Raw genomic sequence first — 24,694 nt, 5'->3', positions numbered from 1 at the left:
TTGTGGTTAATGGTTGTTAGTTAATAAATTACAAACTGTTTTAGCAAAAACTATACCGAATTGTAATCGATTGCACAATAGTATGTATTTTTTTTTAATAAAAAATAAATACGGCTACTTTTTTAGTGTTTTCAATAGAAAAGTAGCCGTATTATTATAATTAAGGCATTGGTTTCAAACCTTCCCATTTCACCTTCCAAGTTCCGTCTTTTGGAAAACCTGGATTGTTTTCTGTTGTTCCATCCCATCCAGCACACATCATCGCAATTGTGGTTAACAAACCTCCATTACCTGGCAAGTATAAAGTCAATCGTTCCGATTGATAGTTATGTCCGTTTTTCAAATAAGTGTTCGTCACGACGTTCATGAACAAGGCGTCAATGGCTTTTTCCGGCATTTGCAAACGCGCCGCACTCATTGCGGTCATAGGAAAATCCCAACCCCAAGTTTTGTCCCAAGACCAAGTGTCCCAAACTAAATCAAAAGTATTTTTCATAATTTTCTTGTCCAGCAGCGTGGTTTCCGGCAACATTCCGAAAGTTCCCAAAACGGATGGATGATCGGTTTTGAATTCGGGATTGGTGTAGGAATCTTTGGCACTTTCGGTGGCCAAATACACGTTGTCGGCAACTGGCAATGGCGATAAATGAGCCAAAACATCTTGCCATTCTTTTGGAGCGGGTTCGTTCAATCTTTTTTTCCAAGCCAATGCCGTGTTCAAAGCCCAATTCCAATACGCCAATTCGTAAGTTGGATTAAAAGTTTCGATTGCCTTGAAACGCTCTTGCGCAGGAATTACGCCTGGTCCTAGAAAATATCTCTTTTTTTCTGCATCATAATGGGCGAAAGAAGCCATAAAATCGGCGGTGGCAAAAACGCGTTCTTTGTATTTTTCCAATGTTGCCGGTGTTGGAGCATCGCGATACAACAATTCGGCATAAGTGATGAAATGCGGCTGTTGCCAAATCAAAAATGCACCTATTGAAGACGGACTTTCGTTACCTTCTGTATCTGTCATTTTTTGCCATCTGGCACCTTTAAATCCTTGTCTTTCGGCTAATTTCTTGGCTTTATCGAATGCGTTTTGATACCAAGGCATACTTTTTTCCAACAATTCGGATCTACCCCAAAGTGCAAAATGAACGCCGTGCCACCAGTGCATTTCCAAATGCGGTTTTCCAAACCAACTGTTATAAGTCAAACCAGTTTCTTGTGGAGGGTTTTTTCCGGTACATTGAATTTTGGTCAAGTATTGCGAAAGGACAACTCTGCGTTCCAATTCATTCGCTCGGGAATTGGTACAATCCGAAAAATCAACTGCAGCACCACTTTCCCAGAACTTTTTCCAGCCCGAAATACTATTGGATTGGATGTCTGTAAAAGCAGGAATTTCGGCAATTTTTTTGGTGGTTTGAGCAAATAAACAACTCAATTCCAATGTTTTTGTTTTGGATGGTGTTACCACAAAATAATGAGCTCCCGTTTTTTTGAATTCGGCATTTCCTTTCCATTTCAAATGGATGTTATATGAAATACTGTCCATCACGTGAGTGACAACGGCCGATGTTTTGCTGCTTTTGCTAATGTCACTTTTGTAATTTTGGGTTCCTTCCCATTTGGTTCCATAATCTGCCCATTCGCCAGTGGGAAACGGAATTTTCAATCGAATTTTCAAACGCCCTTGTTGCAATAAATCGGATTCGACTTTTACTCCAATCGCGTCTTTTTCTTGATGGGAAACGGTGCTCACTTTTACAGAAACGCCTTCCACTTTGAATGAACTTTCTATTTCGCCAGTCCAAAGATTTAGCGTTTGATCAATAAATTGGATGTCTTTGGGTTGAGCCAAACTGCCGTCTTTCTTGGTGATTTCAAAACCCAAATTTCCCAATTGAAGTAAATGTGAATTTTGTCGGAACCAGTTTACGGCTTCGTTTTTTCGTGGCGTTGCTTTTTCTTGAACGCTATAGGTAATCGTTTTTCCGTATTGATTGTAGTCTTTTAAAGTTTCCGAAAATTTGTAATTATTGGTATTCGGATAACTGTCCCAACCCCATTCCGATTGGGTTCCCAAAGGAACTCCTTTTTGATATTTCTCTGGAAAAGTTTGCAATCCCGTGGCGTCTACGGTAAAGGCAAATGTCCCATTTCCAATGGATAAAGAAGCCAAGGTGTCGATTGACGTGATTTTTACATTATGGCGTGTGACCAATGCTTTTCGGTCAATTTTTTGCTGTCCTATCATTGTAATAGAGAATAGGAATGCTGTAATTATTAGGTTTTTTTTCATCGGTTGTTAATTTATAGAAAGGGTAAAATTGTTATTATTGAAATTGTCATTGTTATTGAAATTGCCATTGAAATTGTCTTTTTTTATCGAACCAAAGTGGCACTCATTATTCCAATTACCACGTCATTGGCAATGGATTTCAAAGTGATGTTTTTTAGTGTTTTATTTTTGTTTAATGGTAAATCTAAAATGGTAGCCGCACCGCCATCGACTGCATAATTGCTAAATCCTTTTATGGAAGTGAAATCGGTGAAAGTTCGGGAAATAATTCCTGATTTAAGATAAACTCTCGGTGGTTTTGGAGCATCGGTCGTGAAAGCCAAGCCATCAATAAAGTAATCTTGTTCTATTGGCCACCAGTTTTCTGGATTTTTTAAAAGTAAAATTTCTGAAGTTCCATCAGTATAATTAACGACCAATTCCCCATTAGTGAATCGGCTTTGCATTGGGTTTGTGGTTCCCGCCATCATCAAATATACGTGTGATGCTTTTCCCGAAAGGGGAACAGCAATACTATCCGGAAAGTTGTCCCACATTGAGGTAAACACAATGTTTCTCGAACCAGCATCCGAAGGCGTTTGAAACAAAATTCCTTGTGGACCGCTAATTTGATTGTTGTTTTTAGCACTTTGACGCAAGCCGGAATCATCAATTTTCACGTCTAAATTAGGATAACACCAATTCCCGATACCGTGTTTTGGCAATTGCAAAGTAGGTGATTTGGGTCTAGGCGATAAGTATTCCTGATTGAAAATATCGGTCACCTTCGAATTGAAATTTGCGGTAAGAGAAACCGTTTCCAGCTTTGTTCCTTTAGGCAAAGGAATGTCCCAGTTGGTAAACGAAATGGGGAATGTTTTTCCTTCGATAGTTTTTAATACTAAAGCGTTGGTTCCAGAAATCAAATTTGCGAATGGAATAACAATAGTCGTTTCGGAATCTTTCGACAGATTTACTTTTTGTGAAATTTCCGCCCCAAAAGGATTGAAAATCAAGTTGCCTTCAATGTTTTTTTGGCTGTTGTTTTTTAGCGTAAAAAGTAAGTTGTTGTTTGCTGTTCTGGTGGTTTTTACTTCGATTTCTGGTTTTATAATCAGATTTATAGGTTGCGACCAAGTTGTATTTCCTTGTTGCAATTGCACGAAAAAAGTAGCATTCTCTTTGGCTTTCAAATTCGCTTTAAGTTCGGAATTCGTTTTCGAAATTTCGCTTAATGCCGATTGCGGATCGTAAAAATCAAGGATTTTGGCTTTCGTAGTTTGCAAAAAAAGGCTTTCGCCAATGCAATAGTTTTTTTCGATTTTGGGTTGTTCCAGTTTTTCGCCTTCCCAAGCAATGTCGATTTTGTAATTTTCCTTGAAAGGACTTTCGATAATCAATTGCGGATTTCCAACAGCGTTTGGATTGGTTTTCCAAGTCGCTTTTTCGCCGTTGATGGTTACCGATTTTATATTGTCAAATGGAATATTTACCTGGAATTTCAAATCCATTTTTGTTCTAAAATGAGTTTTGATTTGATAGGAATCGGTGTTGTCTTTTCTGTTAAACGAAAAAGAAATATCTGGAATTTCTAAAGTCGAATTATCCCATTGTTTAGGAAATCCTGGTCGAATTGTTAATGTATTTTCCAAAGCATTGGGCTGAATGCCGAAAAGACCTTCGACCAATGTTCGGGAAGTCATTCCAATCGGGTCGGCAAAATCGCGATACAATTCGCCACGCATGGCATCGTAAAAAGAAAGCTGTTCAAATCCGCCCGGCGAAGCACCCAAATACATGCTTCCTATCAAGGCACTTTCCCACATTTTGAAAGCCGTTTCTTGTTGTCCGCCTTGCCAAAAAGCCAATGAGGTGTGTAATTGTTCTGCAAGCGCTACATTATTGATGGACCAATCGTAGGGTTGCCAATTGGTGGTACTTATGGCATACAAATCTTTTTTGTTCAATCCTTCGGCAACAATTGGAATATGAGGCGTTTTGGTGTCCACATAATTAAGCATTTGATAGGCTTGAAAAGGATTCGATAATTCCGAATCAATCGTGTGGTAAATGCTCCAAACCCCTGGCGAATCGTGTAATAATTGATTGCCTAAACCGTCTTTGTATTCGGCAAAAATTCCTTTATTGCGCATCCAAAGTTGGGCGTTCGTGGCATTTGAAATCTTTTCGGCTTCATTCAAAAAAGGAGTATCATCTATATTTAAAATTTTGGCAACAGCCGCAACTTCTTTGTTGGCATAATAATTATATGCCGAAGTATGCGTTACCGCTCCGCCGCTGTATTGCAAGGCATCACTCGCCCAAATGGCGGCATAAGCATCATAAAGTCCGTCATTGTTGGTGTCAAAATTTCTTTTTTCCCAATCCAGATGTCTTTGAATTACGGGAAACATTTCTTTCATAAAAGTCGTGTCGCCAGTCCATTTAAAATGACGCAACATTTGGTCGAAAAACACCAAATTCATGTCATAATGATGCGCAATGGTATTGTTGTCCGGTCGCCGGCTAATGTAACCACTGCTGAACATCGAAGTTCCAATTTCTTCTTTTTCACGAGCTAAATTTCGGGTAACATCGGGTGTTGCAGGACCGCTTAAAGGTTCCAAAACTTGGGAACGACTGTAACTGGTAAAATGGGTTTTGGCTCGGTCGTGCCATCCCAAAGGATCGGCAGTATAAGCTCCTCGCCAAGCATTCAAGTGCATTCGCCAAGCAATCGCTCCGTGCAAATAAGCAGGACTTTCCCAAATTCCGTCTGCGGCAATGGACAAGGCAGAACCTAAAGTATTTATGTATGGATCGGGCGTAACGATTTTAACACGATTGGCCAAAAGTTGGGTTTCTTGAACAGAATTCCCGAAAATAACAGCCAATTCTTTTTGGTTTTTGAGTTTGGTTTTGGCATCCGTTTCTATCATCCAAAACATACTGTTTTTCGAAATGTTGTTTATTTTTCCGCTAATTACTGTCAATGAATCTGGAGTAGAACGATATAATTCTAAAGGTGAATTTTGTTTGTTGGCGTTGGTTAAATGGATTTCGGATTTCGGATAAAAACCAATTAAACTCTTGTTGTTGCCAGTTTTTTGTTTGTTGATTTCAGAACCGTATTCCAATAAAAAAGACTCCTTTTGTACCATATATTTATTGTTGATGCAATAATTGGGTTGCATATAAAAAACCGATTCAGGATCGGCACCAATATCACCATCACGACTGAATTTTTTGCCGCTCGCTCCGCCAAAAGCCCAAATCAATGAAACGTCTTTCGGGATGTTGTTGCCGGTAACTTTCAAGGCAAAACCTTCGGTGTTTTTTAGGGCGATTACTTCAATTTGCAGTTCTCCATTTCCTAAAATGGGATCTTGGATTTTGTAATACATAATTCCCAAAGTGTATCGGGTATCGATTGTTTTGGCTTCTGTAATCCATTTGCTGTTGTCGTCTTTTTGGATTCCCAGTTTGAAATTGCCGCCCATTCCAGGCAGATACAATGCAAATTCGGGTAAGTCACCCGTTTCAACCCTGAAACCCGTATTGGTTCCATAAAGGGCGCGATTGAATTTTCGACTGCCATTTTTCAAGACAAAACTGTTTCCTTCCGGTGCATAATGAATTTTGCGTGCCAATGGTGGTGTGGTTTCTTTTTCTTGACTTATTAAAAGAAGCGGAAATAAAAGCAATAGATATCCAAAAATTAGAATAAGTGTTTTTTTAGTTCTCATAGCAATGGAAAGAAGCGCCTCGGCAGTTTAATTTTTTTTAAATAACTGAATTACAGAAATGATAGGGCAATGTAATTCTTTTTCCAAACTAATCCATCCTATGCTGTCCTGTACTGTCCTGAAATTTATAATTAGCATCAAAATTGAGACTGTTTTTTCTTTAGAATTCGTCACGAACACTCCTAAAATAATTATTGGAGGAACTGCCACAAATGAATTAGATTTGTATGAGAATAAAACAACAGCAGCAATTGAAGAACATGAAAAAAAATAGAGACACTAAATTGGTTTTAATCCTTTTGTTTTTGGGAACTGGATTTTGCGGTTTTTCGCAAAACACCGAAATTCCGTTGTGGGAAAAAGTTCCCGATGCCATTGAAGCGAAGGATTATAAAGAAGAATTCACGTATGACGCAGCAGGAGCCATTAACGGAATCAGTAAAGTTTCTGAACCTACATTGACCATTTTTATGGCCGACGCCAAAATAGCCAACGGAACCTCTGTCGTTATTTGTCCCGGAGGAGGTTACCATCATTTGTCCATTAATAAAGAAGGGTATAAAATCGCTCAATGGTTGAATACTTTAGGTATTTCGGCCTTTGTTTTAAAATACCGAATGCCGAGTGATTTGACGATGAAAGACAAAACAGTTGGTCCTTTGCAAGACGCTCAAGAAGCATTAAGGATGGTAAGGCGCAATGCCGAAAAATGGAAGTTGGATCCCAACAAAATTGGCATTATGGGGTTTTCGGCAGGAGGACATTTGGCTTCCAGCTTGTCCACGAAATTTCTCGAAAAAGTATATGTTCCTGTTGACAATACCAGCGCGCGTCCCGATTTTTCGATTTTGATGTATCCCGTGATTTCTATGCAGGGCGGAATGACGCACAAAGGTTCGAAAACCAATTTGTTGGGCGAAAATCCAAGCGCAACCTTGGTCGAAAAATATTCGAATGACAAACAAGTAAATGCAACTACTCCCAAAACATTTATCGTTCACGCTACCGATGACAAAGCAGTTCCGGTTGAAAACAGCATCAATTATTATTTGGCACTAAAACAAAATAAGATTCCAGTGGAATTGCACCTGTTTGAAAATGGTGGACACGGCTTTGGTTTGGGTGTTGAAGGAACCAACAAAAATTGGTCGAAAGCCTGTGAAAATTGGTTGATTTCCAATGAATTTATTCCAGGTACTTTAGGAACAAAATAATTATGGCAAACGAACGCATCATATTATATTTCTTTTTTTTGTTATTTCTTTCTTGTAATAAGAATGATACAACAAACCAATCTAAAACATACAATTTGGATAAGTATTCATTTTTAAATCCGATTGACGAAGAAGGAATGATTTATGCGCAAAAAGGGAATAAATATGGATATATTGATATTGATCAAAATATAATTATTCCATTCATATATGATGAACTAAGTTTGTTTTCAGAAGGATTAGCGTCGGCTAAAATTAATGGGAAATATGGGTTTTTAAATAGAAAAGGCAAGAAGATTATAGATTTTCAATTTGATGAAGTTGACGGATTTTATCAATCGGGATTGGCTATAGTGCAAAAGAATAATAAATACGGAATCATAACCCAAAAAGGGACTTTTATTATTCCAATTGTTTACGAAAATATATTTCTGTCTGAAAAAGACTCTCTAATTTGTATATCTAAAAATAAGAAGTGGGCATTTTTTTCTAAAAAAGGAAAACAGGTTACAAACTTTATTTACGATCAAATTACTTTTTCTAAAAAATCCCTGATTCTAATAAAGAAGGACAAAAAAATTGGGTATTTAGATTCTAATTTAACCGAAAAGATTCCAATTGGAAAATATGATTATGGAACGCCTTTTAACAATAATGGTTTGGCAATTGTATCAAAAAAGAATCGTTTTGGAGTAATTAATAATAAGGATTTTCAAGTCATTAAAACTGAATTTGACTCGATAGGATATCTTCAAGAGGAATATAGTGATTCTGATTGTTTTGTTGGTTTTAAAAATGATAAACTGACCTTATTTGATCAAAAAGGAAATTTGATAATTGAGGGCATAAAAGATTATTTTAAAGATGTTTGTAGATTAAATAATAAAGTAAAAACCATTTATCAAATTCAGAAAGGAAATGGACTTTCGGGTGTAATTGATGAAAAAGGTAAAGTTCTAATTCCGGTAATTTATGATGAAATTAATCGATTTAGAGGTGATAGTGTAACTACAGTAATGTCAAAAAATAAGTATGGTTTGATTAAATCTAATAATGAAATTGTCTATCCAATTAATAATGATTGGATTTTGAGAGATAGGGATTTGGATTTCTATATTGTAAAGAAAAATGATAAAGCAGGAATTATAAATAAAAATCTTTTACCTGTTTTAGATTTCAACTATCAAGATATATCACCTTGCCATTATAATCCTAAAAATCTATTTATTGCTAAAAAGAATGATAAATATGGTGTTATTGGTTTAAGAGGGGATATTATTATACCATTTGAATACGACGAGTTATCAAATTGGGTTGAATATGGACCCGGTTCTAATTATCATTTTGTAACAAAAAACAATAAAAAAGGGTTGATTACAAAAGGAGGAAAGACAATTATTCCTCCTGTTTATGACGAATTACGCTTCATCAATGACCAAACTATTATTTTGGCTAAAAACCAAAAGTTTGGAGTTGTAACAATTAAAAACACTCTAGTTATTCCTTTTGATTATAGTAAGATATGTACAGAAACTTTTAATCTAAATCTGAAGGGCAAAGAATTTTACGTCCAAAAGAACGGAAAGGCCTTCGTTATTGATAACAAAAATAAAATGATTAGAAATAAAATTTCAGCGAAGGAAAAAGAATTAATGAATTTTGAAATGAAATTTTTGAAATGACAAATACAAACGAACGCATTATATTAGGAATAGACCCCGGAACCACGATTATGGGTTTTGGATTGATTCGTGTAGTCAACAAGAAAATGGAATTTTTGCAACTCAACGAATTGCAATTGTCCAAATATGACAACCATTACCAGAAACTGAAAATCATTTTCGAACGCACCATCGAACTCATCGACACGCACCATCCAGACGAAATTGCGATTGAAGCGCCTTTCTTTGGCAAAAACGTGCAATCAATGCTAAAACTCGGAAGAGCACAAGGCGTGGCAATGGCGGCGGGACTTTCGAGAGACATTCCCATCACCGAATACGAGCCCAAGAAAATAAAAATGGCCATCACCGGCAACGGAAACGCCAGCAAGGAACAAGTGGCCAAAATGCTCCAACAACTTTTGGGACTGAAACAATTACCCAAAAATCTCGATTCCACCGATGGTTTGGCGGCTGCGGTTTGTCATTTTTTCAATTCCGGGAAAGTGGTGGGCGAGAAAAGTTATTCGGGTTGGGATGCTTTTGTGAAAAATAATGAAGAACGAATCAAGAAATAGTTTTCAGTCGCAGTTTCCAGCCACTGGACTGAAAACTGCGACTGCGACTGAATACTAAAAAACTGAACACTAAATTATGTCAGGAATCTACATTCATATCCCTTTTTGCAAGCAGGCTTGCCATTACTGCGACTTTCATTTTTCGACTTCGATGAAGAAGAAAGACGAGATGGTTTTGGCCTTGGTCAAAGAACTACAAATGCGCAAAACTGAGTTCAAAGATGAAGTTGTGGAAACCATTTATTTCGGAGGAGGAACGCCATCAATATTGACGATTGACGAAATACGATTTTTGATTGATGCGGTTTATGAAAATTACGCTGTTGCTGAAAACCCTGAAATCACGCTTGAAGCCAATCCCGATGATTTATTGAATGAGAGAATAATTGAATTGTCGAAAACTCCAATCAACCGATTGAGCATCGGAATCCAGTCTTTTTTTGAAGAAGATTTAGTGATGATGAATCGTGCCCACAATTCGGCTGAAGCCCAAAAATGTTTGGAGGAAGCAACAAAATATTTCGACAATATTTCCCTCGATTTGATTTATGGGATTCCAGGGATGAGCAACCAAAAGTGGAAACAAAACATCGAAACGGCTTTGTCTTTCGGCATTCCGCACATTTCGAGTTATGCCTTGACGGTCGAACCCAAAACGGCTTTGAACAAACTTATCCAAACCGGAAAAATAGCCAAACCCAAAGACGAAGTTGCCGAAGCCCATTTCCAGATTTTGGTCGAAACGCTTGAAAATAATGATTTTATCCACTATGAATTGTCGAATTTTGGCAAAGAAAATTATTTCTCGAAGAACAATTCGGCTTATTGGTTGGGAAAAAAATACATCGGAATTGGTCCATCGGCGCACAGTTATGACGGAATTTCCAGAAGTTGGAATGTTTCGAATAATTCCATTTATTTGAAATCATTGGAGGAAAATAAATTGCCCAACGAAATTGAAATTTTGTCCAAATCCGACCGTTACAACGAATATGTCATGACGGGTTTGCGAACCATTTGGGGCGTTTCCTTGGATAGAATTGAACAAGAATTTGGAAAGGACTATTTGGATTATTTGCAAAAACTATCCCGGAAATTCATTAATGACGACTTGCTTTTTATTGACGAGAAGATTCTCAAACCCACTCCAAAAGGAAAATTTTTGACCGATGGAATTGCCAGTGATTTGTTTTATTTGGATTTAAAATAAAAAGATATGATTACCGTTTCAACAGATAAGACGAAGCTCGATGTTCCTTTCATCCAAGATTTTTTGAAGGACATTTATTGGGCGGCCGGAAGAACCATTGACGAAGTGCAAACCACGATTGACAGTTCGGTATGTTTCGGGATTTATTTGGATGGGGTCCAAATAGGTTTTGCCAGAGTGATTACGGATTATGTGGTTTTTGCCTATTTGATGGATGTTTTTATTGCCGAAGAACATCGAGGAAACGGCTATTCATCCATTTTGATTGATGCGATGATGAACGAACCGGTTTTGAAAAACATTAAAATATGGCGACTGGCCACATCGGATGCGCATTATTTATACGAGAAATTCGGTTTTAGGGCATTGGCACACCCAGAAAAAATGATGGAAAAAGTAACGATATGAATTTAGAAACCTACTACGAATATTGCCTGTCCAAGAAAGGAACGACCGAACATTTTCCGTTCGACCAAGACACTTTAGTGTTTAAAGTGGGTGGAAAAATGTTTGCGCTGTCGTCTTTGTTGCAATGGGAAAATGGCGCACCCAAAGTGAATTTGAAGTGCAATCCCGATTATGCCCAGGAATTGCGCGCCCAATATGACGATATCCAGCCGGCGTTTCACATGAGCAAAGTGCATTGGAACTCGATTGCCATAAACAGCGAGGTTTCGGATAAATTTGTAAAGGAATTGATTGACGATTCCTATGAATTGGTTTTCAAAAGTTTAACCAAAAAAATCCAAAGCGAAATTCTGCACCCGAGGTAAAAAATTTACCGAACAGGCGAAGCAATTAGAAAATTAGGCATTACTTTTGCTAAAAATTTTAGAACATTATTCAAATAAAAACAGCATGATTGACAATATAAAAAAATTCCTGAACGAAGAACAAGACCCAAAAGCCATCGAGAAAATCACTTCAAAATTGAATGATTTATTGATGAAAAACGAAGAAATTGGCTATATCGCCGTTCAAAAAAAACCGGCTATCACCGTTTTTCCGGACAGCATTGTAGTGACCAATAAAAGAATCATCATTTGCCAACCCAAAAACATGGGGCTTTCCATGAATTTCACCGATTTTACTTGGGATGAAATTGAAGGGACTTTCATGAAAGAAAATATTTTGGGTTCCGAATTTTCGTTTTCAACCAAGACACAGATTCAGGTTTCCATTGATTATATTCCGAAAATTCAGGCTAGAAAGATTTCCACTTACGCCAAGGAACAATTGGATTTGTTGAAAAATCCTGTTGTAAATCCTGTGGTTTCTGAAGAAGAAAAAATTCAAATCCCGGAATATGTTCCAGAAGAAATTGTGGAAGAAGTAGAAACGGAAGAAGTGGTGAATTATGCCGAAATTATGCCGGCAGTTACCAATTATGCAGAACCTGTTGTTGAAAACACGGCTACTTCAACTGAAAAACCTTCAAGTGAATTGACGCAAGACGAGCTTTTTGCCAAACTTCAAAATTATAAAAAACTCCTCGACAACGGATTGATTTTACAAGGCGAATACGACGCTTTCAAAAAAGAAATATTGAGTTTGATGTAAAATCATCTCGTTTTAAAAACAATAAACCCGACAAATCGAAATTTGTCGGGTTTATTGTTTTTTATGGATCTACAGGAAATGTTGTGAGCATTCTTTTTTTCAAACCATTAAGCACATTAAGAAAATTAAGAACAATGCAAATCTTAATTTTCTTAATGTGCTTAATGGTTCAACTCTTTTGCACAAATACCAATAGAACCTTTTTTATAAAGTTCTCTTCTGTTTTTCCACAAAATTATGCGCTTGAAGTTCCAGCAATTCGGTGGCTTTTTGGCGTTGTAAATCATAGATTTTCTTGTCTTGGGCAATGTCGTCATAGACTTTATCGTGCATCGAAGCGCTAGTTTTTACCAATAAATCGCGTTGGTATTTGTCTTGTGACAAAGTGGCTTTCAAAGCCGTTTCCAAATCTTCCAACTTATAATCGTATTCGCCTTTTGGGGACAATAATTTGGCGATGATTGGCGAAGTTTCTATCGCCAAAAACAGCAACATTATAAACAAGGAAGGAATCAACGGCAGTTTGTTCAACGCATTAATTCGCGCCATCAAACCATCGAAACCCTCGATTATGGGTTGGGTTTCGGTTACTTTTTTGTCTAAATCGGCTTGAAGGGTTATGGCTTTTTTATCGTTGACGGCAATTTTGGCCAAATTAGTTTTTCGAATGGAATCCAGTTCGGCGGAAACCAAATTATGCTTGGCGATTTTCTCCTTGAAAACCGGGCCTTTTCCCAGTTTCATTGTGCCTTTTGTTCCTTCGGCTTCGGTAATGTAGGTTTCGTACAAAGTGTTTACTTCTTTTTCTTTACGTTCAATTTCCGCTTTCAAAACGTTGGTTTCGGCCTTGTTTTTGTCCAAATCCGATTTGAAATAATTGGCAACTTCCTTTTTATTGTTCAAGGCCATGGCGTTTTTTTCTTTCAATAAAACGGTGTTGATTTCCTTCTCGAAAATTTTAATTTCCAATGGTTTCGAAATCACGATGGCAATGATTATCGCCAAAATAATTCGCGGACTGGCCTGCAGGAATTCGCTTTTGAATTTATCTCTTTTTCGAATCGTGGAGACAATGAACCGATCCAAATTGAAAATGAGCAATCCCCAAACGACTCCAAATCCCATGGCAATAAAAGGGTTGTCAAAAACCGTGAAAAGCGCATAAGAACTGGCGATGAAAGCCATGACGGCAGTGAAGAAAACCGTGGCGCCAATACCCACATATTTGGTTTGTTCACCTTCGGAGCAGCCTTCCAGCAAGGATTTATCGGCTCCGGAACAGAGGATGAAGAATTGTTTTAACATGATTGATTTTGATTTGCAGCGCCAGTTTCCCGTCGCTTTGATGATTGATGTTGATTAGTAGCTATTTAACGCCAAAAGTTACCAATTGTTGTAAATTTCATTTGAAGATAAAAAAAGAGCTGTTCGTTTCGAGCAGCTCTTTTTGTTTTTGAATTAAAATTAACTAAACCAGAGATTGCCTCTGTCATAATTCCTGCATTTACAAATGCTGAAAATTTTGAAAAATCAATATTAAATCTAAAACGAAATCGTTTTCGTGAGATTTGATTTATGATACAAAAATAGAAATAAAAATCCGTATAAGATTGGTTTACAGTAATTTTATGATTTTTTATTAAAATAATGCAATAATAATGCTCCCCAAGCCAATATTAACAGCAATCCGCCTATGGGAGTTACAAATCCTATGGTTTTGAAATCAAAAGTGGTAAGGCTGTTTGTGGCCAATAAATAGATGGAACCCGAAAAGAAAAGTACTCCAACAACAACCAAATAGTAAATGGTTTTCTTTGTTTTTTCAGAAATTCCAGAAGCCAAGCCAATGAACAATAAAAATAGGGCGTGATACATTTGGTACTTTACTCCCGTTTCAAATGTGGCAAGTTCTTCGAGGGATAAAACTTTTTTGAGGGCGTGTGCTCCAAAAGCTCCCAATATGATGGCCAGCATTCCGAAAATTGCTCCTGTAGAAATTATTTTTTTGTCCATTTTTTATATGTTTTAACTACAAAAATATTGCTTTATCACTAAATAGAATCAATTTTAACGATACTTTATTGTTGTTGTTTTTAAAAGTTTCTGCCACTAATTACACCAATGAAGACGAATTGCAATCTGTTTTTTATTTCACGAATTCTAAAAATTGATAAAATTCGCGTGATTCGATTTTAAATCATTTCAAATTTGTGACAATTAGTGTAATTTGTGGCTAACTTTTGGCTGGATCGTTATTTTATGATTAACTTACATTTGCCTTAATAATCACAGTTATGAGAACCATTCTAATCATCGGGGCGGGAAGATCGGCTTCGTCCTTGATTCAATATCTTTTAAACAAATCCGACGAGGAAAATCTGCACCTCATTATTGGGGATTTGTCATTGGCTTCCGCCCAAAAGAAAATCAATAATCATCCCAATGCAACCGCAATAGCATTGGATGTTTTCGACCAAAATCAAAGGACAGCACTTGTCCAAAAAGTGGATATCGTGATTTCGATGTTGCCGGCACATCTACATATTGAAGTTGCCAAGGATTGCATTGCCTATAAAAAACATTTGGTGACGGCTTCCTATATTAGCGATGCCATGCAGGAATTGGATTCTGCGGCCAAAGAAAACAATTTGATTTTTATGAATGAAGTGGGTCTTGATCCCGGAATTGACCATATGAGCGCTATGAAGGTGATTCACGAAATCAAGGCCAAAGGAGGAAAAATGCTTTTGTTTGAATCTTTCTGTGGAGGTCTTGTCGCTCCGGAATCGGACACGAATTTGTGGAATTACAAGTTCACTTGGGCGCCTCGAAACGTGGTATTGGCGGGCCAAGGTGGAGCTGCAAAATTCATCCAGGAAGGAACTTATAAATACATCCCGTATTGGAATTTATTCCGCAGAACCGAATTTCTGGAAGTCGAAGGTTATGGACGGTTTGAAGCTTATTCGAACCGGGATTCACTGAAATATCTCGATGTTTATGGTTTGAAAGATGTTCTTACCTTGTATCGGGGAACCATTCGCAGGGTCGGATTTTCCAAGGCTTGGAATATGTTCGTGCAGCTTGGAATGACGGATGATAGTTATGTTATGGAAGGTTCAGAAGAGATGAGTTACCGTCAATTCGTGAATTCTTTCTTGCCTTATCATCCAACGGATTCTGTCGAAATCAAGATGCGTTTTATATTAAAAATCGATCAGGATGATATTATGTGGGACAAATTGCTGGAATTGGATTTGTTCAATCCCAACAAAAAAGTAGGTCTAAAAGAGGCCACTCCCGCCCAAATTCTCGAAAAAATCCTGACCGACAGCTGGACTTTGCAACCCAAAGACAAAGACATGATCGTGATGTATCACAAATTTGGCTATGAATTGAACGGCAAAAAAGAGCAAATAGATTCCAAAATGGTTTGCATTGGCGAAGACCAAACTTATACTGCAATGGCAAAAACAGTGGGCTTGCCCGTGGCAATGGCAACTTTGTTAATCCTGAACGGAAAGATAAAAACTCCCGGTGTGCAACTCCCTATTCGAGAAGAAGTGTATTTGCCCATTTTGAAAGAGTTGGAAGAATTTGGAGTTGTTTTCAAGGAGCAAATCGTGCCTTATTTGGGTTATAATGCTTGATGAATAGTTTTACAGCCTATGGATTTAAACGGATAAAACGAATTTTCACTGAAGAAAATCCGTTTTTATCTGTATCATCCGTTTTATCAGTGTGCAATAGACTTATTTACTCATCTCCACAAAATACTTGTAAAACAACGGAATCGTTTCAATTCCTTTCAGGTAATTAAAAATTCCGAAATGTTCGTTTGGCGAATGGATGGCATCGCTGTCCAGGCCAAATCCCATCAGGATGGTTTTGCTTTTCAGCTCTTTTTCGAACAAGGCTACAATTGGAATACTTCCACCGGAACGAACCGGAATCGCGGGAACTCCAAAAGTTTCGGTGTAGGCTTTGTTGGCGGCTTTGTATCCAATGCTGTCCGTGGGCGTCACATAGCCTTGTCCGCCGTGATGCGGTTTTACTTTTACTTTCACTCCGGCAGGTGCAATGTTGATGAAATGTTTGGTAAACAATTCGGTGATTTCTTCCCAATCTTGATTTGGAACCAATCGCATCGAGATTTTGGCGAAAGCCTGACTCGCGATAACCGTTTTGGCACCTTCACCAATGTATCCGCCCCAAATTCCGTTCACGTCAAGCGTTGGACGAATCGAGTTTCTTTCGTTGGTTACATAGCCTTTTTCGCCATAAACATCATTCAAGTCCAATGCTTTTTTATAATCTTCCAAGTTGAAAGGCGCTTTTGCCATTTCGGCTCTTTCTTCCAATGACAATTCTTCGACTTTATCATAGAAACCGGGGATGGTCACGTGATTGTTTTCGTCGTGAAGCGAAGCAATCATTTTGGCCAAAACGTTGATGGGATTGGCAACTGCACCACCATAAAGACCAGAATGTAAATCGCGATTGGGGCCCGTAACTTCGACTTCCACATAACTCAAACCACGCAATCCGGTAGTGATGGAAGGTTGTTGGTTGGAAATCATTCCAGTGTCCGAGATTAAAATCACGTCGTTTTTTAGTTTTTCTTGGTTGCGTTCCACAAACCAACTCAAGCTTTTGGAGCCAATTTCTTCTTCGCCTTCAATCATGAATTTCACGTTGCAAGGCAAAGTATTCGATTGAATCATGTATTCCAGTGCTTTTACGTGCATGTACATTTGACCTTTATCGTCGCAGGAACCGCGGGCAAAAATCGCACCTTCGGGATGAATTTCGGTTTTTTTGATAACAGGTTCGAATGGGGGAGACGTCCACAAATCGATTGGATCGGCGGGTTGCACGTCGTAATGACCGTAAACCAAAACGGTTGGCAAACTGGCGTCGATAGTTTTTTCGCCATATACAATTGGGTTTCCAGGCGTGTCGCAAATCTCCACAAAATCGCAACCTGCTTTTTCCAGGCTGGCTTTTACGGCATTGGCAGTATTGATAACATCATGATGGTAAGCGGAATCGGCGCTAACGGAAGGAATTTTCAACAATTCGATTAACTCGTTAATGAAGCGGTCTTTATGCTGTTGAACGTAGGATTTTATGGTTTCCATAATGGGTTATAATTTTATACTTTCAAAAGTACAAAAAAGAGCGTAAATATTTTTGAATAAATTCCTTTGAAAGTTGGAAGTTATGTTTATATTTGCACTCACAATTTTGCGGATATGGTGAAATTGGTAGACATGCCAGACTTAGGATCTGGTGCCGCAAGGCGTGTAGGTTCGAGTCCTATTATCCGCACTTTAAAAATCCTTTAAACGTTGTAAACAAACGGTTAAAGGATTTTTTATTTTACTCTGCCCCAATAACTACCCTGTTTTTTAGTTCTGTGTATAAATTAAGAAACCCCCTCCCTTTATTGTATTAACTTTTTGTTTTTGTGTTTTGTTGTGTATTCGGGGGTATAACCTTGTGTCTAAATATTTCTCACTATAAAAATTTAGCAATTAATATTTTCAAATAATCTAGTTGTGAAATGTATTTCTATGAGAGTATCAAAAGAATGTAAAACTGCTATTATTGGTGATTAGTCTTGTGTATTGGTTGACAAATAGGCTGCTTGTATTCATCACATAAAATAATCAAAATATAAACAGTAATTAGGCGTTATGATGTTGTTTGAACAAATGTGTTTAGGATGAATTAGTAAAATTTATTCCTTCAATTACCGTTAATTATAAAATTGAAAAATAATGAAAAAACTGCTTTTTATTGCCATTGCATTACTTGGTTTAAATTCAAATGCCCAATACAATCAAAACGTTTTTTTTGGAGAAAACAAAAATGATGGTTTTCTTGTCGATCTGGCAACAAACAAACACTTGTGCGAAGATAATTCTATTTGCGTAGAAATTAATCTCCTAAACGCAACTGTAGAAATTGTAAATTTTGGAGAAATAAGAATTTACGATATTTATAGCGTAAAAGTTTTAAGCGACGGGTATCATACTATACTGTGTTCCAGTGAACTATATCAGGACATAGAAGTAAATACAAATGGGTTATACATAAGTGTAATTTATAACCATGCAATAATGGCTTGTGCCGAATATCCATTAAACATTCAATTACAGCGACTCGAAGCGATAAATAACGATCCACGACTTGACAAAGAAACAGGAGCCTTTAGACCAAAATAAATTAAATAAACACAATATAAACCGTAACTGATAATTGCGGTTTTTTATGCATATCCAAAAGCGTGACGAAAACAACACAACTATTTTAGAAGCTTTTTTTATTCCTGCTATTTAACCGGAATGAATGCCAATTTATAAGTTAATATTTTCTGTTTTAGCCAAAGACGTACCGGTTCGTCATATAATTTTAAGCAAACATAAGCAAGGACAATAGATCCAATTAATGTCAATAAGCCAAATGGTAGTGCTTCTTGAGAGGAAGGTTTGCTGCCACGAACCCAACCCGTGTAAATATAAATCAACGGATAATGTGTTATGTAAATGGGGTAGGATATGTCGCCTAAAAATTTACAGATTTTGGTTGAGGTTTTGCCGGTCACTTCTCCGCTTGCTCCCAAGAAAACAATCAATGGAAAAACGATAATGATGCATAACGAATCGTATAAACCATTCATCCATAAATGTTCTTTTCCGCCAATTCTAGGCATTGCAAGTACGACAATCGTTAATAAGCTAGTCCAAAAAAAGCCATTTTTGATAGTTGTCAGTTTTACTATTCGGTGCAATAATAATCCTCCAAAGAAAGGAAACAACAAACGTGAAAATCCAATATGAAGATGTTCGTAATTAAGAGTCCAGCCGCCAATAACATCACCTTTTGGGCCAAATACCGCAAGATGGATTAAAAGACAGCCTGATAAAAACACCAATATGGCAAGCGCTGTATTCGAAAATTTCCTTACGAACAATGCATAAAGAATATTGCCTATATATTCAAAGAACAAAGACCAGCCGGGACCATTCAGCGGATGCATTTCTTGCCACCCCCTTATATCCATGGATGGCGATAGGGGAATCAAGGTAAATCCGATAAGCATGACAAGCAATGTTTTCCATATCGGAACTTCGTGAATCATTGGCCAGAGTGCTGAATCTTGAAAATAAAAACAAAGGGCTCCAATAATCATTCCCATAACCACCATCGGTTGCAGTCTGGCAAGGCGGATTTTAAAAAAATCGGCAACGCTCATTTTGCTCCAACGATCGTCGTAAGCATAGCTGATAACAAACCCGGAAAGCAGGAAGAAAAAGTCAACGGCAAGATACCCGTGGTTAATGATTTGATCCAGACGACTGGTTGTGTGTGTCTCAAAAATATGAAAGGCAACCACCATGATTGCAGCAACGCCGCGTAAACCGTCAAGTATTGGATAATGTTTTTTTGAGCTCAGAGAAGTAGTTTTTTCCATATGTTTAGAAAACTTTTTTAAAGAGGCTGTAGATTAGATTACACCAAAAAGTTTAACCAAATTTATAATTAATTTTGGAATTGATATATGGAACAGCCCTAAAATCAAAAAAGCTGTCCACAAAGTGGAAAGCTTTTCATTGGTCTAACTACTAAACCGGCCACGCTTTACAAAGGCGTGACGAAAACAACACAACTATTTTAGATGCTTTTTTGGGCAAAAAAAGCGATTCATTTCTGAATCGCTTCTTCCCAATTTAGCGGTCTGGACGGGACTCGAACCCGCGACCCCATGCGTGACAGGCATGTATTCTAACCAACTGAACTACCAAACCTCTGCTTTATTGCGGTGGCAAAGATACAATAGATTTTCGTTTACGCAAGCCTTTCAGTAGAGAATTTTAAATATTTTTTTGAACCTTTATCCAAAGTTTTGTTTTTCAACTAAATATGTGGTCAATATTTTTTCAAAATTTTCTCCAACACCCACGGGAATGTACTTGATTTTGTTCTGGGCACAGGTTAATGCCAGCTTTTTGAAGTAATTATTCACTCCTTTTTCATATTCGTCCTTCACATTTTCGGCAAAAAGGTTGACCTCGTCACCTGTTTCCATGTCGATAAACTTCCTTGGAGCGTTGTCAAAGTCAAAATTCAATTCGGTTTTGTTGTCGATAACGTGAAATAAAACTACCTTGTTCTTGTTGTGTTTTAAATGTTGCAAGGCATCGAACAAGGCTTCTTCGTCGCCAGATTGGAACATATCTGTAAACAAAATAATCATCGAACGGCGGTGAATTTTTTCGGCTATTTGATGCAGAAATGTAATGGTGTCGGTGTTTTTTTGAGTCTTTGGCTTTTCCAAGAGATTTTCCAGGGCGTTCAACACCATTCGATGGTGGCGGTCGCTTCCTTTGTCGGGGGCATAATATTCGTAAGTATTCGAAAACACGCTCAGACCTACGGCATCGCGCTGTTTTTTTAGAATATTCATCAAAACGGCCGAAGCCAAAACGGAAAATCCTATCTTGTTGTGGAAAAATTGTTCTTTGTCTTCCAATTTTGGATAATGCATCGACGAGGAATTGTCGATGATGATGTGGCAACGCAAATTGGTGTCTTCCTCGAATTTCTTGGTGTACAACCGATCGGTTTTGGCAAACAATTTCCAATCGATGTGTTTGGTGCTTTCGCCCATATTATACACTTTATGCTCCGCAAATTCGGCCGAAAAACCGTGAAAAGGACTTTTGTGCATACCCGAGATAAATCCTTCCACAATTTGGTTGGCCAACATTTCGAGATGTTGGAAACTGGAAATTTTCTCTATTTGCGATTCTATCTTCATCTTTCAAATATAAAAAAAAGGCTTGACTTTCGTCAAACCTTTCTATATAAATCATAATCTACCGATTACAATAATGCGTCTAAACTATCAGAGTAGGTTTGTTTTGGAGCAACTCCAACTTGTTTTCCAACTACTTCTCCGTTGTGGAAAACCAATACTGTTGGTATGTTTCTCACTCCGTATTTTGCGGCAAATTCTTGGTTGGCGTCAACATCCACTTTACCAACGACAACTTTACCAGCATATTCTTCGCTGATTTGGTCGATGATTGGACCTACCATTCTACATGGACCGCACCATGCTGCCCAAAAATCTACCATTACTGGTTTATCTGACTTCAAAACCACTTCATCAAAAGTAGCGTCTGTTATTGCTAATGCCATAATATTTTTATTTAAGATTTAAAGTTTGACTGTTTACCATTTCAAACTGGGTACAAATTTAGAAATTAAAAACAAACCAAACACTATTTGTAAATTAGTTTTAATTATGAATGTATTGCCATAAGTTATTTTAAATCGAGCCGCTATTTTTTATCTTTTTGATTCAAAAAAAATGTAAAATTGGAATACATTCAAAATAGGCAAACATTACATTGTCAGTATTTTTCTAACAATGTGAATTTGTAAAAAATAAATCCAAGCTTGTTTGCGAGATATTTTGTCATATTGGAAGGGGAAAGCCAATAGTTTAATTAATTTAGTATATTTGTAAGTGTGATTTAAACATTTATTACCGAGCGAATATTTTTAGTAGATTTACTGTGCCTGTCGCTAATTTCGTTTGTCGCAAATACCATTTATTACCCAATAGAATATTAAAAATACAATTAACAAACACATTAAAATGAAATATATCGTTTGTGAGAAACCTCACGAGTTTTTGATTAAAGAAAAAGAAATGCCTGTTCGAAAAGAAGGAGAAGTACTTCTTAAAATACGCAAAATTGGAGTTTGCGGTACAGATATTCATGCGTATGGAGGCACACAACCTTATTTTGAATACCCAAGAGTTTTGGGACATGAACTTGCCGCAGAATATATAGAAGGCAATGTTGAAGGATTTAAAAAAGGCGACAAGGTAACTTTTATCCCTTATTTTCACTGCGGAAAATGCATCGCTTGCACCAATGGATTGACCAATTGTTGTGCCAACATCAAGGTTTTTGGCGTGCATGTAGATGGTGGAATGGCAGAATATATCACGATTCCCGAACAATATTTATTGCACGGGCAAGGATTGGATTATGACCAATTGGCATTGGTAGAACCGTTGGCCATCGCAGCCCACGGCGTTCGCAGAGCTGACGTAAAAGCCAAAGACACCGTCTTGGTGATGGGTGTTGGTCCCATTGGAATAGGACTAATCAATTTTGCAAAAATTGCGGGAGCCAAAGTAATCGCGATGGACATTAACCAATACCGATTGAACTTTTGCAAAGAAGAATTGGGTGCCGATGAAATCATCAACCCGATGACCGAAGACGTGGTGGAAAGACTGAAAGAAATCACCAATGGCAATATGCCTACCGTAGTGATTGACGCAACCGGAAATCGAAACGTAATGAATTCCGCTTTCAATTATATGTCACACGGAGGACGTTTTGTCTTGGTTGGTTTGCAAAAAGGAGAATTGGCGTTTAGTCATCCTGAATTCCACAAACGTGAATCTACTTTGATGAGCAGCAGAAATGCGACCACTGACGATTTCAACTATGTGATGGAATGCTTGAAATCCGGTAAAATTGATCCCAGCAAATACATCACCCACAGAGCCGGTTTTGAAGACATGATTGGTGAATTTGACAAATGGATTGACCCGAAAAACAATGTCATCAAGGCTATTATTGAACTAAACTAACTAACCAACTTATAAAAAACACTCTTTATGGACTTAGGATTAAAAGGAAAAATCATTGTGGTTTCCGGCTCGGCTGGAAAAGCGGGAAGCATAGGCGAAACCATTATCAACAGATTGGCCGACGAAGGAGCGATTCCTGTTTTGGTGGACAGAAATGACCGTGGACACGAATACGTTGCCAATCTTCAAAAAAGGGGAATCGACTCCTTTTTTGCGCAAACCAATGTGACCGACCCGGTTCAAATAGAAAATGCGGTTAAAAAAATCGTGGAAAAATACGGAAGAATTGATGCCGTTATCAACAATGTTGGGGTAAACGATGGCGCAGGTCTTGATGCCTCCTACGAGGAATTTATGGATTCGTTGAAATTGAACGTCGTGAGTTATTTCTTGTTGACGAAATATGCGCTTCCTTACCTTAAAGAGTCCAAAGGAAATATTCTGAACATTGGTTCCAAAGTGGCTTTGACAGGTCAAGGAGGAACTTCTGGTTATGCCGCCGCCAAAGGTGGCGTGTTGGGATTAACCAGGGAATGGGCGGTCGATTTGATTAAATTTGGTATCCGTTCGAATGCATTAATCATTGCCGAAAGTTACACTCCTGCCTACGAAGATTGGATTAAAACTCTTGCCGACGGCGAAGCTACCTTGGCAAAAATCAACAAGAGCATTCCGTTTGAAAGCAGGATGACCAAGACGGTGGAACTAGCGGACACGGCACTTTTCATCATTTCCAATCGTTCTTCGCACACCACGGGACAATTTGTTTTTGTCGATGGCGGTTACGTTCATTTGGATCGTTCCTTAATTAATGATTTAGGATAAAACATGTCGCAAAGAATAGATTCCCACCAACATTTTTGGCAATTTGATCCCGTTCGCGACAGCTGGATTGACGAGAGTATGCAAATAATTCAAAGAGATTTTTTGCCAGAAGACCTTTTGCCGGTTTTGGAGAAAAACAACGTCAAAGGATGCGTTGCTGTCCAAGCAGACCAAACCGAAGCACAAACCCATTTTTTGTTGGACTTGGCCAAGCAAAATGATTTCATCAAAGGCGTCGTGGGTTGGGTAGATTTATTGGACAAAAACGTGGCAGGGCGTTTGGATATTTTTTCCGCCGAAAAGAAACTGAAAGGTTTTAGACACGTGGTACAAGGAGAAGCCGATGATTTTATGCTCCGCGACGATTTCAGACGTGGTATCGAAGCCTTGAAAACACACGATTATACGTATGATATTCTCGTTTTCCATCGCCAATTACCGGCAGCCATTGATTTGGCAAATCGATTCCCGAGCCAAGCTTTTGTTTTGGATCATATTGCCAAACCAGACATCAAATCGGGGGAAATCCTGTCTTGGAAAAATAACATTGTTGAATTGGCCAAAGCCGAAAACGTACTCTGCAAAATTTCCGGAATGGTCACCGAAGCCAATTGGAAAACCTGGACTCCCGATGATTTGAAACCGTATCTAGACGTGGTTTTCGAAAACTTCAGTCCCGAAAGATTGATGTTTGGTTCCGACTGGCCGGTTTGTTTGGTTGCTTCCGAATATGAGTTGGTGGTAAAAACCCTCGAAGATTATATTGCCCAATTGCCGATTGAGCAGCAGGAACTGATTTGGTTCAGGAATGCGGAACGGTTTTATGGATTGGATTAAAACTTCATGAAAATAAATTTATAAAAGGAGTCGTTAGTTATTAACGGCTCTTTTTTTATGACGATTTATCAAAAATAAAGCAAAGGAAAATAGGTTGTTCTAAAAGT

General features: G+C 37.9%; 20 protein-coding genes and 2 tRNA genes. 13 read left to right on the top strand and 9 right to left on the bottom strand.

Annotated elements, in window-relative coordinates:
• Positions 1–160 precede the first annotated feature (160 nt).
• Both BUC16_RS01265 and BUC16_RS01260 read right to left on the bottom strand, forming a co-directional pair.
• Positions 161–2,290 carry a hypothetical protein gene (locus tag BUC16_RS01265; RefSeq protein WP_073367340.1) on the bottom strand — a complete coding sequence of 710 codons (2,130 nt, stop codon included), beginning with the start codon at positions 2,288–2,290 and terminating at the stop codon, positions 161–163.
• Positions 2,291–2,373: 83 nt separating this feature from the next.
• Complete coding sequence (locus BUC16_RS01260) at positions 2,374–6,015, bottom strand: DUF4450 domain-containing protein (RefSeq protein WP_073367338.1); 3,642 nt, start codon at positions 6,013–6,015, stop codon at positions 2,374–2,376.
• A 227-nt stretch (positions 6,016–6,242) separates the two neighbouring features.
• On the opposite strand from BUC16_RS01260, the gene BUC16_RS01255 reads away from it, so the two are divergent.
• The 7 genes from BUC16_RS01255 (at position 6,243) to BUC16_RS01225 (ending at position 12,238) form a co-directional block, all read left to right on the top strand.
• A complete protein-coding gene (locus tag BUC16_RS01255) occupies positions 6,243–7,229 on the top strand; it encodes an alpha/beta hydrolase (protein ID WP_244534318.1) in 987 nt (328 codons plus the stop codon).
• A 95-nt stretch (positions 7,230–7,324) separates the two neighbouring features.
• Positions 7,325–8,911, top strand: a complete 1,587-nt coding sequence (locus tag BUC16_RS01250) for a WG repeat-containing protein (RefSeq protein WP_170860843.1) — start codon at positions 7,325–7,327, stop codon at positions 8,909–8,911.
• Positions 8,908–9,468 carry a crossover junction endodeoxyribonuclease RuvC gene (gene ruvC, locus BUC16_RS01245; RefSeq protein ID WP_073367334.1) on the top strand — a complete coding sequence of 187 codons (561 nt, stop codon included), beginning with the start codon at positions 8,908–8,910 and terminating at the stop codon, positions 9,466–9,468. Before BUC16_RS01250 ends, ruvC begins: the two co-directional genes overlap by 4 nt.
• A gap of 76 nt (positions 9,469–9,544) precedes the next feature.
• The gene (gene hemW / locus BUC16_RS01240) at positions 9,545–10,678 is read left to right on the top strand and encodes a radical SAM family heme chaperone HemW (protein ID WP_073367332.1); all 1,134 of its coding nucleotides are present in this window, start codon (positions 9,545–9,547) and stop codon (positions 10,676–10,678) included.
• 6 nt (positions 10,679–10,684) lie between these two features.
• On the top strand, positions 10,685–11,086 hold the full coding sequence (locus BUC16_RS01235; protein ID WP_073367331.1) for a GNAT family N-acetyltransferase: 402 nt from the start codon (positions 10,685–10,687) through the stop codon (positions 11,084–11,086).
• Positions 11,083–11,451 carry an MmcQ/YjbR family DNA-binding protein gene (locus BUC16_RS01230; protein WP_073367329.1) on the top strand — a complete coding sequence of 123 codons (369 nt, stop codon included), beginning with the start codon at positions 11,083–11,085 and terminating at the stop codon, positions 11,449–11,451. Before BUC16_RS01235 ends, BUC16_RS01230 begins: the two co-directional genes overlap by 4 nt.
• Positions 11,452–11,536: 85 nt before the next feature.
• On the top strand, positions 11,537–12,238 hold the full coding sequence (locus BUC16_RS01225) for a PH domain-containing protein (protein WP_073367328.1): 702 nt from the start codon (positions 11,537–11,539) through the stop codon (positions 12,236–12,238).
• A gap of 204 nt (positions 12,239–12,442) precedes the next feature.
• Here the strand turns inward: BUC16_RS01225 and BUC16_RS01220 are convergent, their stop codons facing one another.
• Positions 12,443–13,543 carry a DUF4407 domain-containing protein gene (locus BUC16_RS01220; protein ID WP_073367326.1) on the bottom strand — a complete coding sequence of 367 codons (1,101 nt, stop codon included), beginning with the start codon at positions 13,541–13,543 and terminating at the stop codon, positions 12,443–12,445.
• Between the two features lie 321 nt (positions 13,544–13,864).
• Positions 13,865–14,251 carry a DUF423 domain-containing protein gene (locus BUC16_RS01215; protein ID WP_073367325.1) on the bottom strand — a complete coding sequence of 129 codons (387 nt, stop codon included), beginning with the start codon at positions 14,249–14,251 and terminating at the stop codon, positions 13,865–13,867.
• A gap of 281 nt (positions 14,252–14,532) precedes the next feature.
• On the opposite strand from BUC16_RS01215, the gene BUC16_RS01210 reads away from it, so the two are divergent.
• Complete coding sequence (locus tag BUC16_RS01210; RefSeq protein WP_073367323.1) at positions 14,533–15,888, top strand: saccharopine dehydrogenase family protein; 1,356 nt, start codon at positions 14,533–14,535, stop codon at positions 15,886–15,888.
• Positions 15,889–15,990: 102 nt separating this feature from the next.
• On the opposite strand, the gene BUC16_RS01205 is transcribed toward BUC16_RS01210, so the two are convergent.
• Positions 15,991–17,379 (bottom strand): dipeptidase, encoded by a 1,389-nt coding sequence (locus BUC16_RS01205; RefSeq protein WP_073367322.1) that lies wholly within the window; start codon positions 17,377–17,379, stop codon positions 15,991–15,993.
• A gap of 108 nt (positions 17,380–17,487) precedes the next feature.
• Between BUC16_RS01205 and BUC16_RS01200 the strand changes: the two genes are divergently transcribed.
• Positions 17,488–17,569, top strand: a tRNA-Leu gene (locus BUC16_RS01200).
• 452 nt (positions 17,570–18,021) lie between these two features.
• The gene (locus tag BUC16_RS01195; RefSeq protein WP_073367320.1) at positions 18,022–18,468 is read left to right on the top strand and encodes a hypothetical protein; all 447 of its coding nucleotides are present in this window, start codon (positions 18,022–18,024) and stop codon (positions 18,466–18,468) included.
• Positions 18,469–18,575: 107 nt separating this feature from the next.
• Here BUC16_RS01195 and BUC16_RS01190 read toward each other — a convergent pair whose 3' ends face one another.
• The 4 genes from BUC16_RS01190 to trxA form a co-directional block, all read right to left on the bottom strand.
• Positions 18,576–19,718, bottom strand: coding sequence for an acyltransferase family protein (locus tag BUC16_RS01190; RefSeq protein ID WP_073367319.1), 1,143 nt, complete (start codon positions 19,716–19,718; stop codon positions 18,576–18,578).
• Between the two features lie 260 nt (positions 19,719–19,978).
• A tRNA-Asp gene (locus BUC16_RS01185) sits at positions 19,979–20,052 on the bottom strand.
• An 86-nt stretch (positions 20,053–20,138) separates the two neighbouring features.
• Complete coding sequence (locus BUC16_RS01180) at positions 20,139–21,065, bottom strand: DUF58 domain-containing protein (protein ID WP_073367317.1); 927 nt, start codon at positions 21,063–21,065, stop codon at positions 20,139–20,141.
• 65 nt (positions 21,066–21,130) lie between these two features.
• Complete coding sequence (gene trxA, locus BUC16_RS01175) at positions 21,131–21,448, bottom strand: thioredoxin (RefSeq protein WP_042563349.1); 318 nt, start codon at positions 21,446–21,448, stop codon at positions 21,131–21,133.
• A gap of 463 nt (positions 21,449–21,911) precedes the next feature.
• Between trxA and BUC16_RS01170 the strand changes: the two genes are divergently transcribed.
• Genes BUC16_RS01170 through BUC16_RS01160 form a run of 3 tightly spaced genes read left to right on the top strand, consistent with a single transcriptional unit; the run spans position 21,912 to position 24,587 of the window.
• Complete coding sequence (locus tag BUC16_RS01170) at positions 21,912–22,925, top strand: zinc-binding alcohol dehydrogenase family protein (RefSeq protein ID WP_073367316.1); 1,014 nt, start codon at positions 21,912–21,914, stop codon at positions 22,923–22,925.
• Positions 22,926–22,952: 27 nt separating this feature from the next.
• Complete coding sequence (locus BUC16_RS01165; RefSeq protein ID WP_073367314.1) at positions 22,953–23,750, top strand: SDR family oxidoreductase; 798 nt, start codon at positions 22,953–22,955, stop codon at positions 23,748–23,750.
• Between the two features lie 3 nt (positions 23,751–23,753).
• On the top strand, positions 23,754–24,587 hold the full coding sequence (locus BUC16_RS01160) for an amidohydrolase family protein (protein ID WP_073367313.1): 834 nt from the start codon (positions 23,754–23,756) through the stop codon (positions 24,585–24,587).
• Positions 24,588–24,694 lie beyond the last annotated feature (107 nt).

The sequence above is a fragment of the Flavobacterium fluvii genome, assembly GCF_900129545.1.
GTDB classification, from domain to species: Bacteria; Bacteroidota; Bacteroidia; order Flavobacteriales; family Flavobacteriaceae; genus Flavobacterium; species Flavobacterium fluvii.
Note: the sequence above shows the minus strand (reverse complement) of the source record. Positions and strands in the feature narration are given on the sequence as shown.